Annotated in this window: 21 protein-coding genes; 13 read left to right on the forward strand and 8 right to left on the reverse strand. The window is 71.1% G+C overall.

All coding sequences use genetic code 11. The features are described 5' to 3' along the window. Positions 1-2 precede the first annotated feature (2 nt). On the forward strand, positions 3-953 hold the full coding sequence (locus tag JHE00_RS27630; protein WP_200323608.1) for a D-2-hydroxyacid dehydrogenase family protein: 951 nt from the start codon (positions 3-5) through the stop codon (positions 951-953). Here the strand turns inward: JHE00_RS27630 and JHE00_RS27635 are convergent. The 7 genes from JHE00_RS27635 to JHE00_RS27665 form a co-directional block, all read right to left on the reverse strand. Then, the gene (locus tag JHE00_RS27635; protein ID WP_200323609.1) at positions 937-1,749 is read right to left on the reverse strand and encodes a serine hydrolase domain-containing protein; all 813 of its coding nucleotides are present in this window, start codon (positions 1,747-1,749) and stop codon (positions 937-939) included. The genes JHE00_RS27630 and JHE00_RS27635 overlap by 17 nt on opposite strands. A gap of 9 nt (positions 1,750-1,758) precedes the next feature. Continuing rightward, a complete protein-coding gene (locus JHE00_RS27640; RefSeq protein WP_200323610.1) occupies positions 1,759-2,400 on the reverse strand; it encodes a dienelactone hydrolase family protein in 642 nt (213 codons plus the stop codon). Further along, positions 2,397-3,050 (reverse strand): phosphoribosyltransferase, encoded by a 654-nt coding sequence (locus JHE00_RS27645; protein WP_200323611.1) that lies wholly within the window; start codon positions 3,048-3,050, stop codon positions 2,397-2,399. Before JHE00_RS27645 ends, JHE00_RS27640 begins: the two co-directional genes overlap by 4 nt. An 18-nt stretch (positions 3,051-3,068) precedes the next feature. Continuing rightward, positions 3,069-3,359 carry a DUF6343 family protein gene (locus JHE00_RS27650; protein WP_200323613.1) on the reverse strand — a complete coding sequence of 97 codons (291 nt, stop codon included), beginning with the start codon at positions 3,357-3,359 and terminating at the stop codon, positions 3,069-3,071. Between the two features lie 91 nt (positions 3,360-3,450). Next, positions 3,451-3,717 (reverse strand): HPr family phosphocarrier protein, encoded by a 267-nt coding sequence (locus JHE00_RS27655; protein ID WP_200323615.1) that lies wholly within the window; start codon positions 3,715-3,717, stop codon positions 3,451-3,453. Positions 3,718-3,731: 14 nt separating this feature from the next. After that, positions 3,732-5,024 carry a PTS transporter subunit EIIC gene (locus JHE00_RS27660; RefSeq protein WP_200323617.1) on the reverse strand — a complete coding sequence of 431 codons (1,293 nt, stop codon included), beginning with the start codon at positions 5,022-5,024 and terminating at the stop codon, positions 3,732-3,734. Continuing rightward, on the reverse strand, positions 5,021-5,806 hold the full coding sequence (locus JHE00_RS27665; RefSeq protein WP_372440502.1) for a GntR family transcriptional regulator: 786 nt from the start codon (positions 5,804-5,806) through the stop codon (positions 5,021-5,023). Before JHE00_RS27665 ends, JHE00_RS27660 begins: the two co-directional genes overlap by 4 nt. Before the next feature lie 150 nt (positions 5,807-5,956). On the opposite strand from JHE00_RS27665, the gene JHE00_RS27670 reads away from it, so the two are divergent. Continuing rightward, positions 5,957-6,193 carry a PTS sugar transporter subunit IIB gene (locus JHE00_RS27670; protein WP_200323626.1) on the forward strand — a complete coding sequence of 79 codons (237 nt, stop codon included), beginning with the start codon at positions 5,957-5,959 and terminating at the stop codon, positions 6,191-6,193. Continuing rightward, positions 6,190-6,645, forward strand: coding sequence for a PTS sugar transporter subunit IIA (locus JHE00_RS27675; RefSeq protein WP_200323628.1), 456 nt, complete (start codon positions 6,190-6,192; stop codon positions 6,643-6,645). The genes JHE00_RS27670 and JHE00_RS27675 overlap by 4 nt, the downstream gene beginning before the upstream one ends. Positions 6,646-6,735: 90 nt before the next feature. Here the strand turns inward: JHE00_RS27675 and JHE00_RS27680 are convergent, their stop codons facing one another. Beyond that, complete coding sequence (locus JHE00_RS27680) at positions 6,736-7,191, reverse strand: Rieske (2Fe-2S) protein (protein ID WP_200323630.1); 456 nt, start codon at positions 7,189-7,191, stop codon at positions 6,736-6,738. 113 nt (positions 7,192-7,304) lie between these two features. Here JHE00_RS27680 and JHE00_RS27685 point away from each other — a divergent pair, with 113 nt between their 5' ends. From JHE00_RS27685 to JHE00_RS27730, 10 genes are all read left to right on the forward strand, one after another. Then, positions 7,305-7,703: a hypothetical protein gene (locus JHE00_RS27685; protein ID WP_200323632.1), complete on the forward strand. Its 399-nt coding sequence runs from the start codon at positions 7,305-7,307 to the stop codon at positions 7,701-7,703. A 23-nt stretch (positions 7,704-7,726) separates the two neighbouring features. After that, positions 7,727-8,212, forward strand: a complete 486-nt coding sequence (locus JHE00_RS27690; RefSeq protein WP_230425104.1) for a sigma-70 family RNA polymerase sigma factor — start codon at positions 7,727-7,729, stop codon at positions 8,210-8,212. Next, positions 8,209-8,865 carry an anti-sigma factor family protein gene (locus JHE00_RS27695; RefSeq protein ID WP_200323636.1) on the forward strand — a complete coding sequence of 219 codons (657 nt, stop codon included), beginning with the start codon at positions 8,209-8,211 and terminating at the stop codon, positions 8,863-8,865. The genes JHE00_RS27690 and JHE00_RS27695 overlap by 4 nt, the downstream gene beginning before the upstream one ends. Before the next feature lie 71 nt (positions 8,866-8,936). Next, complete coding sequence (locus JHE00_RS35305) at positions 8,937-10,013, forward strand: tyrosine-type recombinase/integrase (protein ID WP_200323645.1); 1,077 nt, start codon at positions 8,937-8,939, stop codon at positions 10,011-10,013. Then, positions 10,010-10,351 (forward strand): helix-turn-helix domain-containing protein, encoded by a 342-nt coding sequence (locus tag JHE00_RS27705; RefSeq protein WP_200323647.1) that lies wholly within the window; start codon positions 10,010-10,012, stop codon positions 10,349-10,351. Before JHE00_RS35305 ends, JHE00_RS27705 begins: the two co-directional genes overlap by 4 nt. Beyond that, the gene (locus JHE00_RS27710) at positions 10,348-11,541 is read left to right on the forward strand and encodes a hypothetical protein (RefSeq protein ID WP_200323649.1); all 1,194 of its coding nucleotides are present in this window, start codon (positions 10,348-10,350) and stop codon (positions 11,539-11,541) included. The genes JHE00_RS27705 and JHE00_RS27710 overlap by 4 nt, the downstream gene beginning before the upstream one ends. Positions 11,542-11,882: 341 nt before the next feature. After that, positions 11,883-12,353 (forward strand): hemerythrin domain-containing protein, encoded by a 471-nt coding sequence (locus tag JHE00_RS27715; RefSeq protein ID WP_200323658.1) that lies wholly within the window; start codon positions 11,883-11,885, stop codon positions 12,351-12,353. 302 nt (positions 12,354-12,655) lie between these two features. Then, positions 12,656-13,348 carry a prepilin peptidase gene (locus JHE00_RS27720; RefSeq protein ID WP_307832144.1) on the forward strand — a complete coding sequence of 231 codons (693 nt, stop codon included), beginning with the start codon at positions 12,656-12,658 and terminating at the stop codon, positions 13,346-13,348. A gap of 34 nt (positions 13,349-13,382) precedes the next feature. Beyond that, positions 13,383-14,576 carry a chorismate synthase gene (aroC, locus tag JHE00_RS27725; RefSeq protein WP_200323666.1) on the forward strand — a complete coding sequence of 398 codons (1,194 nt, stop codon included), beginning with the start codon at positions 13,383-13,385 and terminating at the stop codon, positions 14,574-14,576. 56 nt (positions 14,577-14,632) lie between these two features. Next, complete coding sequence (locus tag JHE00_RS27730) at positions 14,633-15,196, forward strand: shikimate kinase (RefSeq protein WP_200323668.1); 564 nt, start codon at positions 14,633-14,635, stop codon at positions 15,194-15,196. Positions 15,197-15,272: the final 76 nt, after the last annotated feature.

The following is a 15,272-nucleotide window of genomic DNA, read 5'->3' on the forward strand; positions in this document are numbered from 1 at the left end:
ACATGAAGATCGCGATTCTCGACGACTACCAGAACGTCGCACTCGGCCTCGCGGACTGGGCGTCACTCGGCGCCGACGTCGAGGTGTTCACCGAGCACATCGGCGACCAGGACGAGCTGGCGCGCCGGCTCGCGGGTGCCGAGGTGGTGGTCGCGATGCGCGAGCGCACCCCGCTGCCGGCCGAGCTGCTGGCCAAGCTGCCCGACCTGGGGCTGATCATCAGCACCGGCGGGCCGCGCAACCCGTCGATCGACATCAAGGCGGCCGCCGAGCGGGGCGTCGTGGTGAGCCACACCGGGTACCTGCCGCACCCGGCGGCCGAGCTCACGTGGGCGCTGATCCTGGCCGCGGTGCGCGGGGTGCCCGCGGAGGAGCGCTCGATGCGCGAGGGCGGCTGGCAGCTCGGGATCGGCACCGGCCTGCACGGCCGCACGCTGGGTCTGCTCGGGCTGGGCAGGCTGGGCGCCAAGGTCGCGCGCGTCGGCCAGGCCTTCGGCATGCGCACCATCGCCTGGAGCCAGAACCTCACGGCGGAGAAGGCGGCCGAACACGACGTGACGGCGGTGTCGAAGGAGCAGCTGCTGAGCGAGTCCGACATCGTCACCGTGCACCTGGTGCTCAGCCGGCGCTCGCGGGGCCTGATCGGCGCCGCGGAGCTGGCCCAGATGAAGCCCGACGCGTGGCTGGTGAACACCTCGCGCGGCCCGATCGTCGACCAGGACGCACTGCTCGACGCGCTGCGGGAACGGCGGATCGGTGGCGCGGCCCTCGACGTGTTCGAGCAGGAGCCGCTGCCCGCCGACCACCCGCTGCGGTCGCTGCCCAACACGGTGCTCACGCCGCACATCGGCTACGTGACGCGCGAGGTCTACGAGGTGTTCTACCGCGACGCGGTGGAGGACATCGCCGCCTACCGGGCGGGCGCGCCCATCCGCGTCATGCCAGTTCCCTGAGCACCGCGTCGGTGTAGGCGGGCCAGGCCTCGGCCGCCCACGGGCCGAACGCCCGGTCGGTGAGCGCGACGCACGCGGCTCCGGCGTCGGGATCGACCCACAAGAACGTCCCGGACTGTCCGAAGTGGCCGAACGTGCGGGGCGAGCTGAGGCTGCCCGTCCAGTGTGGACTCTTGTGGTCGCGGATCTCGAATCCGAGGCCCCAGTCGTTGGGCTTCTGGTGCCCGAATCCCGGCAGGACGCCCGTCAGGCCGGGAAAGACGACCTCGGTGGCCGAGGTCAGCGTCGAGGGCGCCAGCAGCGTCGGCTGCTGCAGCTCGGCCGCGAACGCCGTCAGGTCATCCACAGTGGACTCCGCGTCGGCGCCGGGGGAGCCCTTGAGCGTGGTGGCGTCCATGCCCAGCGGCCGCAGCAGAGCCTCGTCCTGGTAGTCGGCGAACGGGATGCCGGAGTGCTCGGTGAGCGCGTCGGCGAGCTGCTCGAACCCGGCGCTCGAGTACATGCGGCGCTGCCCTGGTGGGGCGAAGACCTTGTGCTCGGTGAAGCCGAGGCCCGCCGCGTGGGCGAGCAGGTGCCGGATCGTCGATCCCTCCGGCCCCGCGGGTGTGTCGAGCTCGACCACGCCCTCCTCGATCGCGATCAGCGCCGTGTAGGCGGTGAGCAGCTTGGTGACCGAGGCCAACGGGAACACGCGCCCGGTGTCGCCGTGCCCGCCCGCCACGGTGCCGTCGGCGCGCACCACCGCCGTCGCGGCGTTGTCCACGGGCCACTGCTCGATCAACCGCACGCTCTGCATGCCCCCACCCTACGAACGGGTGAGGTGCTGGCCGAACCAGGCCCCGGCCAGCTCGCAGACCCGCTCGAGGGCTCCCGGCTCCTCGAACAGGTGCGTCGCTCCCGTCACGGTCTCGATCGCGTGCGTGCCGCTGAGCCTGTGCGCGGCCTCCTCGTTGAGCCGCAGCACCTGCTCGTCGCGCTCGCCGACCAGGAGCAGCACGGGACAGCGCAGCGCGTCCAGCGCGTCACCGGCCGGGTCCGGTCTGCCGCCGCGCGAGACCACGGCGCGGACCCGCTCCGGCCGCCTCTCCGCGGCGACGAGCGCGGCGGCGGCGCCCGTGCTGGCGCCGAAGAGTCCGAGCGGCAGCCCGGCCGTGCGTTCGTCGGCGGCGAGCCGGTCGACCGCCGCCGTCAGCCGCCCGGCGAGCAGGGGGATGTCGAAGCGAGGGCCGGTGGGTCCCTCGCGGTCCTCGTCCGGGCTGAGCAGGTCGAACAACAGCGTGGCCAGGCGGCGGTCCTGCAGGGTTCGCGCCACCGCGACGTTGCGCGGACTGTGCCGGGAGCTGCCGGAGCCGTGCGCGAACGCGACCACCCCGGTCGCGTCGGCCGGCACGCTCAGCTCGCCCGCGAGCGTGGTGTCCGCGGTCGCGACGCCGAACCGGACGGTCATGCCGGGCGACTCCCGGCGAGCAGGCCCAGCACCTCGTCGTCGGTGGTCTGCGCGAAGTCGGCGTAGAACTGGCCGACCGCCTGGAACTCCGCGGGCTCGCTGGCGCACACCACCTCGTCGGCCTCGGCCTCCAGCACCGCGCGGGCCCCGGGCGCGCACACGGGTGCTGCCAGCACCAGCCTGCGCGGGCCGTCGGCACGCAGCGAGCGCAGTGCCGCTGTCGCCGTGACGCCCGTGGCCAGCCCGTCGTCCACCACCAGCACGTCCCGGCCCGCGATGCGCTCGGGTTCCCAGCCCCGCTGGTAGCGGCCGACCCGGCGCACCGCCTCGGCACGCTCGCGGTCGATCGCCTCCCGCAGCTGGTCCTCGGTCAGGTCCAGTGCGCGCACGCTGTGCACGTCATAGATCGCAGGCCCGTACGCGGTGACCGCGCCGATGCCGAACTCCGGATGTCCCGGCGCCCCGACCTTCCTGGCCACCGTCACGTCGAGGGGCGCCCCCAGTTCGGCCGCCACCTCCGCCGCGACGGGCACCCCGCCGCGGGCCAGGCCCAGCACGACGGGTTCCACCCAGTCGCGGCCCCGCAGGAGCGCGGCGAGCCCGCGCCCCGCGTCACGCCGGTCGGAGAACTGCTCCTCGGTGCTGGTCACCGGTCGGGACCTCCTCGCTCAGCCGGGTTCACCACGCCGCTTGCGGTGGATCACCCAGACCAGATCGACCAGCATGCCCACCGCGAGCACGCACAGCAGCACCGCCAGCACCACGAACCCGTTGAGGGCGAACAGCGCGGCCGCTCCGCCGCACAGCACCACGCTGATCGCGGCGAGCACGATCCGCAGCGTCAGCGCACTGTAGGCGGGCGCCGCGCCGCCGAAACCGCCCGTCGGATCGTGGTAGTCCGGCAGGCCGCGCTCGTACTCCTCGCGCGAGCGGGGCCGATGCCGCTGCCGTCTCTCCATCGCTTGTCGGGAGTACCCAGACGGTAGGGCCCTCATACGTGCGAGAGGGCCCCCTCCGGTAGCCGGAGAGGGCCCTCGAGACGCGCCGGCCTCAGTCGTCGAGGTCGGTCGCCACCAGTTCGGCGATGGCGTCGACCGCCTCCTGGGCGCCGGTGCCGTCGGCGGCGATCACCACCTCGTCGCCGAACGCGGCTCCCAGCGTCATCAGGTTCAGCACGCTCCCGGCCGCGACCGGGTCACCGCCGTCCTTCGCGATGGTCACCGAGACCGGTTGGGCGGCGGCGGCCTTCGCGACGAGCGCCGCCGGCCTCGCGTGCAGCCCGACCTTGCTCGCCACCGTGACACGTTTTTCCGGCATGTAACGCCTTTCTCCTAGCTTCGCGGGGTTTTCTCGGTGCTGTCGGACGTCGCCTCGGTGGCCTCCGTGGGCTCGGAGGCCTCGGAGGTCTCGGACGCGGCGGCGGTGGCCTCCTCGTCCTCCTCACGGCCCGGCGTGCGCAGGTTCCACTTGGTGATGACCCAGCGGAACAACAGGTAGTAGATCGCCGCGTACACCAGGCCGATCGGGATCAGCCACAGCGCCCCGCTCGCCGCCGGAGCCCCCGCGTTGAGCAGGAAGTCGATGCCGCCCGCGGAGAACGAGAAGCCGAGGTGGATGTCCAGCGCGTTCACCAGCGCCAGCGAGATGCCCGTGAGCACCGCGTGGATCAGGTACAGCGGGAACGCCACGAACATGAACGCGAACTCGATCGGCTCGGTGACACCCGTGATGAACGACGTCAGTGCGGCGGAGACCATGATGCCGCCGACGACCTTCTTCTGGCCGGGGCGCGCGGTCTGCCACATGGCGAGCGCGGCGGCGGGCAGGGCGAACATGAAGATCGGGAAGAACCCGGTCATGAACGCGCCCGCGTTGGGGTCGCCCGCGTAGAAGTTGTTGATGTCGCCGCCGTCGAAGATCAGCCACACTGGCACGTTGATCAGCTGGTGCAGGCCGATGGGGATCAGCAGCCGGTTGAAGAACCCGTAGATGCCGCCACCGATCACGGCGTCCTGGGTCACCGCCTCGCTGAGGTTCTGCATGCCGGCGTCGATCACCGGGAAGATCAGGCCGAAGACCACGCCCAGCACGAGCAGCACGACGGAGTTGATGATCGGCACGAACCGGCGCCCGCCGAAGAACGCGAGGTACGGCGGGAGCTTGATGCGGTAGAAGCGCTGCCACAGCACGGCGGTCACGAGACCGACGATCACACCCGAGAGCACGCTGAACGGCCAGCGGATCGGCTGCAGGTACCAGCTCTCGTCGAAGCCTTCGAGCTCGTTGATGGGCGCGAAGACCTGCACGACCTTGCTGAAGACGATGAAGCCGACGACCGCGGCGACGCCCGTCGAACCGTCCCCCTTGCGCGCGAAGCCCACGGCGATACCGACGGCGAACAGCAGCGGCAGCCAGTCGAACAGCCCGCCGCCCGCCGCGGCGAGGACCTTCGCGACGTCCTCGGTGGCGGACCACCTGCCGAGCATGTCGTCCTGGCCCAGCCGGGACAGCAGCCCAGCCGCCGGGAGGGTGGCGATGGGCAGCATGAGACTGCGCCCGAAGCGTTGGAGCCCGGCCAGCCTCCTACCTTTGCCCTTCGTCCCCGCAGAAGGGGTGGCGCTCATGAGCGTCCTCCATGTTCCGGAAGGGGGCCGGAATCCGGGGAGTTCCGGTCCAGTTTCATGGTCACCTGGTACTGATCTCCCCGGTACCAGGACGTCATGTCCTCCACGGGTTCTCCGCGCACGCTGGAGATCCTGCGGAAGACGAGCAGCGGGCTGCTGGAGCGAATGTTCAGCAGCCGTGCGGTTTCCCTGTCCGCCGACTCCGCCCAGACGGTCTGCCAGGCGTGGTCGAAACGGAGGTCGTAGCGTTCGGCCAGCTGGGCGTACAGCGAGCCGGTGAGGTCGAGATCGAGCAGTCCTGGCACCGCGCCAGGGTGGTACCAGCCGCGCTCCACGGCCAGCGGAACGCCGTCGGCCAGCCGCACCCTGCGAATGCCCAGCGCCTCGTCGGCGCCGCCGAGCCCGAGCGCGGACGACGCCGCGGCAGGCGGGATCTCCCTTGTCGCGCCGAGGATCCTGGTGGTCGGCACGAGCCCGCGCCTGCGCATGTCGGCGGTGAACGACATGAGATAGAGCTGCAGCTCCATCCGCCTCGCCGCGGTGAAGGTGCCCTTGCCGCGGACCCGTGAGAGCAGGCCCTCGTCCACCAGCTTGCCGATGGCCGTGCGGACGGTCAGCCGGGACACGTCGTAGCGCTCGGCGAGCTCGCGCTCGGAGGGGATGGCGGAGCCGGGCGGCAGCTCGCGTTCGACCATTCGGCGCAGGATCGCGCGCAGCTGGGTGTGTTTCGGGGTCGGTCCGTCGACCACCCGGTCGGCTGCCGCGCCGGCCATCGAGTCCATCGGCACCTCCGGTGCTCGCGTCGACGGGCGAAGATTGGTACGTTCCGGTCTAGACCATTTGTCGATGGGGCAGAATGCTCCGTTACCCGACCGGGTGTCAACCACTGTTACGGGTTCGTGCCCCGTGACCGACCAGACCAGGAGGCCGCGATGGCGGACGACAGGCCGGCGAACATCCTCGCGGCGCTCGGCGGCGCCGACAACATCATCGAGATCGAAGGCTGCATCACGCGGCTGCGCTGCGAGCTCGAGGACGGCTCGATCGTCGACGAGGCCGCGCTGAAGAAGGCGGGCGCGCACGGCGTGGTGAAGGTGGGCGACGTGGTCCAGGTGATCGTCGGTCCCGAGGCCGACACGATCGCCAGCGACATCGAGGACCTGATGTGACTCTGGCCGTGCAGAGCCCGGTGGCGGGCACGACCGTGCCGATGACCGAGGTGCCCGACCCGGTGTTCGCGCAGGCGATGGTGGGTCCCGGACTCGCCGTGCAGCCCAGCGGAGGGCGGGCGGACGCCGTGGCGCCCGTCGACGGCACCGTGGTGACCCTGCACCCGCACGCGTTCGTCGTGGCGGGCGAGGACGGCAGGGCGGTGCTGGTGCACCTCGGCATCGACACCGTGAAGCAGAAGGGTGAGGGCTTCACCCTGCACGTCGTGAAGGGCGAGCAGGTGCGCGCGGGGCAGCCCGTGGTGAGCTGGGATCCCGACGCCGTGCGCGAGGCGGGCTACTCGCCGATCGTGCCGGTGGTGGCGCTCGACGCGGGCGAGGACGCGCTCGCGAGCCTGCGGCTCGGCGCCGAGGTCACCGCGGGCGACGCGATTTTCACCTGGGGCGGCTGAACGTCCGGTTCCGGACAGCGCACGCAGGGCAGCCAGGACGACGGGGATGCCCCACCCCCTCAGGCATCCCCGTCTGGCTCGATTCCGCCGTCAGGCCGTGACGACCTCACCCTGCTCGACCGCGACCTTGAACGCGGGCAGCGGTTCGGTGGCGGGCCCGTTCTTGACCTGCCCCGTGAACGCGTCGAACACTGAACCGTGGCACGGGCAGACCAGTTCGGCGCCCTCCGGGTTCACCTTGCAGCCCTGATGGGTGCAGATGGCGCTGTAGCAGGCGACGTCGTTCTCCGCCTTCCGCGAGACGACGGCGTCCTGGCCGTCGGGCGTGGTCACGGCGGTGGCACCGCCGACGGGAACCTCGTCGAGCGCGACGAGCCGTTCGCCCGCCGGGGCCGACTCCGTGTTCCCCCCGGAGGTGGGCTGTCCATTCCCTGTGTTGCTCTCGTCGCCTCCGCCGCAGGCCGCGAGCGCGACGGTCCCGACGGCGACTCCGGCAGCGGCGGCACCGGTGGTCAGCACGGTGCGGCGGGTGTGTTGGGCAGTCATGTGTGTGGACACGAAACGGCGCCGCGTTCGGTTCAACCGCGGCCCGGATCGAACCGGAACGAGTTCCGTCTCGTGTCACTGACGAAGGTGTTGTCAGTGGCTGGGAGGCAGCGATGATCAGCTGGATCCTGCGGGTACTGGTGGTGCTGGGTCTCGTCGGCTCGGCGTGGGTGCACTGGGTGGTCTGGCTGGACTGGGCCCGCTCCACCGACGTCGTCGGGCCGCTGTTCCTCGTCAACGTCGTGGCGGGCGTGGTGATCGCCCTCGGCGTCCTGGCGTGGTGGCACTGGCTGCCCGCCCTGCTCGCCACCGGGTTCGGACTGGCGACACTCGGTGCCTACGTGCTGTCGTTGACCGTGGGTCTGTTCGGGGTACGCGAGCAGTTCGAGACGCAGCAGGAGGTGTGGGGCGTGGTCACCGAGGCGGTGTGTGTGGTCGGCGGGCTCGCGCTGCTCGTGCTGTTCGCGCGGCGGAGGACCCCGGCGGCCCTGAGGGAGCGCGAACGGGTGTGAACGACGAGGCCGAGCCGCGGTTGATGCGGGCGTTGCACGACGAGCACGCCACCGCGCTCTGGTCCTATGCGCTGCATCTGACCAGCGGTGACCGCAGCCGCGCCGAGGACGTCGTGCAGGAGACACTGCTGCGGGCCTGGCGTCACCCCAAGGTGCTCGACCAGTCGCAGCGCTCCGCGAGAGCGTGGTTGTTCACCGTGGCCAGGCGCATCGCGATCGACGGCTGGCGCTCGGCCGCCGCCCGCGCCGAGGTCGCCACGGACGAACTGCCCGAACTGGCCGTGCCCGACGACACCGAGCGTGCCGTGCAGGGCTGGATCGTGGCCGACGCGCTCGGGGAGCTGTCGCTGAGGCATCGCGAGGTGTTGCTGCTGTGTTTTTTCCAGGGGATGTCGGTCGGTGACGCCGCGGCCGCGCTGGGGGTCGCGGAGGGAACAGTGAAGTCGAGAACGCACTATGCGTTGCGCGCGCTCAGATTGGTGCTCGAGGAGAAGGGGGTGACCCGGTGAAAGACACGGACGAGACGCGAACGGATCCGTTCGCCACGTTCGATGCCGCCTACGTCCTGGGCGCCCTGTCGCCGGAGGATCGTGCCGCCTTCGAACAGCACCTGCCGAACTGCGTCGAATGCGCGCGCTCGGTGCGGGAACTCGCCGGGATGCCCGGGCTGCTGGCCCAGGTCAATGTCCGCGACCAGCTCGACCCCGAGCCACCGCCCGCCGAACTGCTTCCCTCGCTGCTGCACCGGGTGCGGCGGCAGCGCACTCGCAGGCTCCTCACGACGCTGGCCACGGCCGGAGCCGCCGTGGCGGCCTGCCTGGCACTGGTGTTGTCGCTCGCGCTGCCCGCGAGTGCGCCGACCGGCGATCGCATGACACCGCTGGGGAACTTCCCGGTGCAGGCGAGCGTGCAGCTGACCGACGCCTCCTGGGGTACGCGCGTGGACATGTCGTGCAGCTACCTCGGCGGCAAGGGCGGTGACTACGTGCTGGTGGCCGTCGAGTCCGACGGCACCGTGCGGCAGCTGGCGAGCTGGTTCGCGATGCCCCAGGACACCGCGCAGCTGTCCGTCGGGACGCAGCTGCACCGAGCCCAGATCGGCGCGCTGGAAGTCCGCCTCCCGAACGGCCCGCCCCTACTCCGCCTCCCGGTCTCGAGCTGACCTGAACCGCGCGAACCGCGCCCGATCTCGCGAGTGGTGCGTTTGGGCCCCGGGTCGTGCAACTCGGGCCCGTGAGTCGTGCGTTCCGGCCGCGAGTCGGGCACTCGGCGGTGTTCGAGGCGATGGTGACGGGCTGGTCGAGGCAGCAGCGCTCCCGGCAGCTCGGCGAGCGCACTGTCACCTCGCGGGAGCGGCTGATCCGCCGGTTCCAGGGGTTCTGCGAGTCGTATCCGTGGGAGTGGACGCCGGGTGATGTCGAGGACTTCACGGTGTCGCTGACCTCGGGGCAGGGCAGGTTGGCGCTGTCCACGATCCGGGGCTATCACCTGACGTTGCGGATGTTCTGCGACTACGTCACCGACTCCCGCTATGAGTGGCCGACGCAGTGCCACGACAGGTTCGGGCAGGTGCCTTCGCAGGTCTGCAACGAGTGGAACACCGTCGCTCATCTGAACGACTACGAGGGCCGGCGGCAGCGGCGCCCGTTGACCTATCGCGAGCTGGAGTCGCTGTTCGACTGGCTCGACGACCGGGTGGACCGGATCGCCCGGTCAGGGCGCAAGGGAGCGCTGGCGGGGTTGCGGGACGCAACCATGCTGAAGACGACGTACGCGTTCGGGTTGCGCCGCAACGAGCTCGCACGCCTGGACGTTGCGGACTTGCGCCCGAACCCGCACATGCGCGGCTGGGGCAGCTACGGGTCGGTGCACGTGCGCTATGGCAAAGCCGCCACCGGGTCGTTGCCCAGACGGCGGACGGTGCTGGCGGTCCCGGAGTTCGACTGGGCCGTCGACGGGCTCAAGCCGTGGGTCGAGGAGGCGTTGCCGCTCTACGAGGCGAGCGGGCATCCGGCGCTCTGGCTGACCGAGCGCCGCACCCGGGTGAAGGTCCGCCAGATCGATGACCTGTTCGCGACCGTTCGCACCAAGATCGGGCTGGACGAGCATCTGAGCCTGCACTGCCTGCGGCACTCGTATGTGACGCATCTGATCGAGCACGGCTACCCCGAGCGGTTCGTCACCGAGCAGGTCGGACACACCTGTGCGTCCACGACCGCGATCTACACCTCGGTGTCCAACGACTTCAAGAACAAGACCGTCCAGGCGGCCCTCGCCAGGGTCTATCAGGCTGACGAGAAGGAGCGATGATGAGGACGATCCAGGTGCAGTGGAACCTGCGGCAGGTGATGGCCGACCGCGGCCTGTTCCAGACCAGCGAGCTGCTGCCGCTGCTGGAAGAACGCGGCATCCACCTGACCCGCGAGCACGTCTACCGGCTCGTGACGAAGACCCCGCAACGGCTGAACACCGAGGTCCTCGTCGCGCTCTGCGACGCCCTGGCCTGCGCCCCGGCCGACCTGATCACCGGGGTCGTCGCCGAGCAGAAGCAGGCCAAGACCGGCACCAGCAGTGAGGGCGGCCCGCAGATCGGCGAGCTGCGCCCGATCCGCGCGAAGATCAGACGTCCCGATGGCGTCACGGAGTGACCCGCCAGTCCGCGAGCCGGGAGTGCGCGCGCTGCGGCACCTGGACGACGACGGTGATGCTGCCGACCGGGCCGATCTGCTACCGCTGCCGCCGCCACCTCGCCTACCACCCGGCCGTCTGCCCGGAGTGCTTCGAACTGCGCCCGATCGCCTACCCCTCCACGTCCACCTACAACGTGCTGGTCTGCGCCGGATGCGCCGACGAGGAGTCGGTGTTCGCCTGCGCCGGCTGCGGCCGTGAGGACAACCCCTGCGGCGCGACCCGTTGCGCCCGCTGCATCCTCTCCGAGCGGCTCACCGGCCTGCTCGCCGATCCCGGCACCGGGAGCATCCACGCCGAGCTGGTGCCGCTCTATGACGAGCTGGCCGGCGCACGCCGCCCGCAGAGCGTGATCACCTGGCTCCAGAAGCCGCCCGCAACGGGACGGCGGCTGCTCGCCCTGATGGCTCACGGCGAGCTGCCGATCAGCCACGACACCTTCCGTGCGCTACCTGCCGACCGCTCCCACAACTACCTGCGCGAGCTGCTCACCGGAGCCGGCGTCCTGCCCGCCTACCACCCTCCGATCGAGCAGATGGAACGCTGGCTCGACGCCACGCTCGCGCCGCTCGGCGTCGAAGACGCCGGGCTGGTCGGCCGCTACGCGCGTTGGCACCTGCTGCGGCACCTACGCCGCTCCGCGGAACGCGGAGAGCTGACCAAATCGGCGATCTACGGCGCCCGCACGAACATCAACGGCGCAGTCCGGCTCGGCCAGTGGGCTGCGCGGCAAGGCACAACGATCACCGCCTTGACCCAACCCCAACTCGAGTCCTACCTCGCCGAGTATCCCGGCGCCCGCGACAGCCAGCAGCGCTTCGTCGCCTGGCCCGGCCGCGCACGCGCGAACCGGAACGTCACGATCCCGTGGCGCGGCGCGACCAGCCCCGAGGTGATCGTCACCGACACCGACCACTGGGAGCAGATCAACAGGCTGCTCCACGACGAGCGCATCGCCCTCTACGCACGCATCGGCGGCCTGTTCACCCTCCTGTTCGCACAGCCCCTCCAAACGATCGTCGCAATGCGCGTCGACCAGGTCACCCGTCGAGATGCCGCCCGGTCTGGACGACCTGATCCGCCGTCACCTCACCCGTCCCGGCGCCCCGTCGATCGCGAGCACCGACCACGGCTGGCTGTTCCCCGGTAGATACCCCGGACGACACCTCGTCCGCGAGACCTTGTGCGGCCACCTCGTCGCCGCCGGCGTCCGACCCGGCCACTCACGCCACGCTGCGATGTTCTCCCTCGCTGGACAAGTCCCCGCACCCGTCCTCGCCGAACTCATCGGCATCGCCGACAAGACCGCCGTCAAATGGGCCGCCCTCGCCGCCCGCGACTGGTCCGCCTACATCGCTCAGCGAGAACCGATGCGGGATAGCTCGGCTAACCTGGAGTGAGCGTCGCGTGCTGATGGCAGGCCGTGTCAGGCATGGAGGCGTGGGATCTGAAGGAGCACGACGATGATGATGTCGTTCCCTTCGCCCTCTCGTGACTGAGGGCGAGAAGACCAGGCTCATCGCCTGGAGCAACGAACTCCGAGCCGTCCACGGGCGGCTCCGCGAAGCACTCCGGGTGACGCAGGCCGCAGCGAAAGTCGGCGAGTCGACCGAGCCACCGGCGCGGGAGTTGCTGCTGTTCTGCCACGGCTTCTGCACCGCACTGACCGGGCATCACGAGGGCGAGGATCGGGAGCTGTTCCCCGCCATCGCTGCCGCACACCCAGAGCTGGGGCCGACGCTGCGGAAACTGGAACAGGACCACTCGATGATCGCTCACCTCATCGCGGCGTTGCGGGCGGCCACCGAGCGGGGCTTACCGCCGGAGAAGTTGGAAGGGCATCTGGAAGGGATCGCCGCGATCATGGAGTCCCACTTCCGATACGAGGAACGTGAACTCCTCACCGTCCTCGAAACCCTCGCTCTCGACGCCGATCCCAGCGACGTTCTCGGACCCCTATAAAGCCCGCACTCGATAACGCACGTCCACCAACAAAGAGCCGGTATTCAGGACCGGGTCGTGCGCTCAGGCCCACGTGTTGTGCGCTCGGGCGCCGGTTTCGGGGTTCGGCACCGTCGGCTCCGGGTGCGGTGACCACGACCGGCGTCAGCGGAGCCCGAGAAGCCGCCCGGGGCTCCCACCGACCCGGCGCGAGAGCTCCGCTCGCGGCACCTCGCCGTACCGGCGAAGGCGGTCCGGCTGATGCGAACGAGTGAGATCGGCGCCCATCCGGACACGAGTGGAGTTCTCACTCCGTTTCGCTCTTGTTGCAGGCCACGGCCGTCGCGACACTGCTGTGCGTGTACTGGGGACTGATCTTCGCCGTCGCCGGCCTCGTCATCGGCTGGGCCGCGAGCAGGGTGCTGAGCCGAGCTCGGCGCCCCGCCGCCGTGCCGGCCCGGTGGTGCGCGGTCGGTACGGCGTCGCTGTGGGCCGTGGTGGCCTGGCGGTGGTCGGTGAGCGGCATGCCCGGTTGGTGGCTGCCCGTGCCGCTCGTCGTCACCGCGCTCGCCATCCCGCTTGCGCTCGCTGATCTCGTCCATCGCCGCCTTCCCGACGTCCTCACCGCGCCCGCGTATCCCCTCGTGGGCGGGGCGCTCGGCGTCGCGGCGATGGCGGGGCCGGGTGGTGCGCTCGCGGTCCGGGCGGTCCTGGCAGCCGTGGTGTTCGCGGGTGTCCATGCCCTGGTGCACGCCGTCGCGCCGGCCGCGCTCGGTGCGGGCGACGTGAAGTTGTCGGGCAGCGTCGGGGGCGTGCTCGGCGCGACGGGCTGGCAGGCCCTCGTGATCGCCGCCTGCACGGCGGCGGTGGTCACGGTGGTGCTGGCGGGGGCCGCGGCACTACTCCGCGTGCGCCGGTGGCGCGGGGGAGTGCCGCACGGTCCCGGTCTATTGGCGGCCACGTGCCTGGTCGCGCTGTTCCCGGGCAGCGGGTTGGAGGTGGGTATGGGCAACTGAAACAAGATCGGCGCCACGTGACAGGATTCGGTGTGTGTTGCGCTGGATAACCGCAGGTGAGTCCCACGGCCCCGCGTTGGCCGCCATTCTCGAGGGCATGGTCGCCGGCGTGGAGATCACGACCGCCGACCTGAACGAGCAGCTCGCTCGGCGCAGGCTCGGGTTCGGCCGAAGCCCTCGGATGGGTTTCGAGACCGACAGCACCGAGTTCGTCGGTGGGGTGAGGCACGGCCTCACCCAGGGCGGCCCGATCGCGGTCCAGATCGAGAACGCCGAGTGGCCCAAGTGGGAGAAGGTGATGTCGGCCGACCCGGTCGACGCCGCCGAGCTGGAAGGCCTCGCCCGCAACGCGCCGCTCACCCGGCCCCGTCCGGGGCACGCCGACCTGCCCGGGATGCAGAAGTACGGCTTCGACGAGGCTCGTCCGGTCCTGGAGCGCGCGAGTGCCCGGGAGACGGCGTCCCGCACGGCACTGGGCACCGTGGCTCGGGCGTACCTGCGCCAGCTGCTGGACGTCGAGATCGTCAGCCACGTCGTGTCCATCGGCGGCGCGCAGGCCCCCGAGGGTCCGCTTCCGCAGCCCGGTGACCTCGCCGCGATCGACGAGAGCCCCGTGCGGGCGTTCGGCGACGAGGCGACCAAGGCGATGGTCGAGGAGGTCGACGCGGTCCGGCAGGCGGGCGACACCGTCGGCGGCGTGATCGAGGTGATCGCTTACGGGCTTCCGCCAGGGCTCGGGTCCCACGTCCACTGGGACCGCAGGCTCGACGCCAGGCTCGCCGGTGCGCTCATGGGCGTGCAGGCGATGAAGGGGGTCGAGGTCGGTGACGGCTTCACCACCGCGCAGCGCTGGGGGAGCAAGGCACACGACGAGATCGACAGGGGCGACGGCCCGAAGGGCGTCACGCGGCGCTCCAATCGCGCTGGCGGGCTCGAGGGCGGCATCACCAACGGTGAACCGCTGCGCGTCCGGGTCGCGATGAAGCCGATCTCCACCGTGCCGCGCGCGCTGTCGACCGTCGACGTCGAGACGGGCGAACCCGCCGTGGCGATCCACCAGCGGTCCGACGTGTGCGCGGTGCCGAGGGCGGGTGTGGTGCTCGAGTCGGTCGTGGCGCTGATCCTCGCCGACGCGGCTCTGGAGAAGTTCGGCGGCGACTCGCTGGCCGAGTCACGGCGCAACGCCGAGACCTACCTCGCGGGGCTCGAGGCGTGGTGGGACCGGTAGAGCCGACGGCGGAGGTGCCCGGTGGCGGCCAGGCCGCGACGGCTACCGTGACCTGCATGAGCACCAGTGGTCCCGTCGTTCTCGTCGGCCCACCCGGCTCGGGCAAGAGCACGGTGGGCCCGCTGCTCGCCGAGCTGCTCGGAGTCGACTACGCCGACGCCGACGCCGACCTCGAGCAGCGCACCGGCAAGCTGATCTCCGACATCTTCGCCGCCGACGGTGAGCCCGCGTTCCGGGCCATCGAACAGGACGTGGTCGCCGACGGGCTCGCCAGGCACGCGGGCGTTTTCGCGCTCGGCGGCGGGGCGCCACTGGCCGAGGTCACGCGCGCGCGGTTGAGTGAGCACACCGTCGTGTTCCTCTTCGTCGGGATGGCCGAGGGCGTGCAGCGCACCGGCCTGTCGACGGCGCGCCCGCTGCTGGCCGGGGTGAATCCCCGGGCGACGTTCAAGGAGCTGCTCGACAAGCGGCTGCCGGTGTACCGCGAGGTCGCGACGATCGAGGTGGACACCACCGGTCGCAAGCCCCGCGAGATCGCCGCCGAGATCGCCGGGCGGCTCGGACGTGAACCCGTCGGGCAGGCCGGACACGGCGCCGCCGACGAGTCCTTTGTGGAATGACAATGCAGAGCAATGCCCGGTTCGCCGGGACGCAGGCCGGGTTCGCCGCAGCGGCGACCGGTCTCCCGTGAGGAGG

This window comes from Prauserella cavernicola, assembly GCF_016595675.1.
Classification (GTDB): domain Bacteria; phylum Actinomycetota; class Actinomycetes; order Mycobacteriales; family Pseudonocardiaceae; genus Prauserella_A; species Prauserella_A cavernicola.

Coding starts and splice junctions, on each gene's coding strand:
- JHE00_RS27630 (WP_200323608.1), top strand. CDS start 3: ATGAAGATCGCGATTCTCGACGACTACCAGAACGTCGCACTCGGCCTC.
- JHE00_RS27635 (WP_200323609.1), bottom strand. CDS start 1,749: ATGCAGAGCGTGCGGTTGATCGAGCAGTGGCCCGTGGACAACGCCGCG.
- JHE00_RS27640 (WP_200323610.1), bottom strand. CDS start 2,400: ATGACCGTCCGGTTCGGCGTCGCGACCGCGGACACCACGCTCGCGGGC.
- JHE00_RS27650 (WP_200323613.1), bottom strand. CDS start 3,359: ATGGAGAGACGGCAGCGGCATCGGCCCCGCTCGCGCGAGGAGTACGAG.
- JHE00_RS27655 (WP_200323615.1), bottom strand. CDS start 3,717: ATGCCGGAAAAACGTGTCACGGTGGCGAGCAAGGTCGGGCTGCACGCG.
- JHE00_RS27660 (WP_200323617.1), bottom strand. CDS start 5,024: ATGAGCGCCACCCCTTCTGCGGGGACGAAGGGCAAAGGTAGGAGGCTG.
- JHE00_RS27665 (WP_372440502.1), bottom strand. CDS start 5,806: ATGGACTCGATGGCCGGCGCGGCAGCCGACCGGGTGGTCGACGGACCG.
- JHE00_RS27670 (WP_200323626.1), top strand. CDS start 5,957: ATGGCGGACGACAGGCCGGCGAACATCCTCGCGGCGCTCGGCGGCGCC.
- JHE00_RS27680 (WP_200323630.1), bottom strand. CDS start 7,191: ATGACTGCCCAACACACCCGCCGCACCGTGCTGACCACCGGTGCCGCC.
- JHE00_RS27685 (WP_200323632.1), top strand. CDS start 7,305: ATGATCAGCTGGATCCTGCGGGTACTGGTGGTGCTGGGTCTCGTCGGC.
- JHE00_RS27690 (WP_230425104.1), top strand. CDS start 7,727: ATGCGGGCGTTGCACGACGAGCACGCCACCGCGCTCTGGTCCTATGCG.
- JHE00_RS27705 (WP_200323647.1), top strand. CDS start 10,010: ATGATGAGGACGATCCAGGTGCAGTGGAACCTGCGGCAGGTGATGGCC.
- JHE00_RS27730 (WP_200323668.1), top strand. CDS start 14,633: ATGAGCACCAGTGGTCCCGTCGTTCTCGTCGGCCCACCCGGCTCGGGC.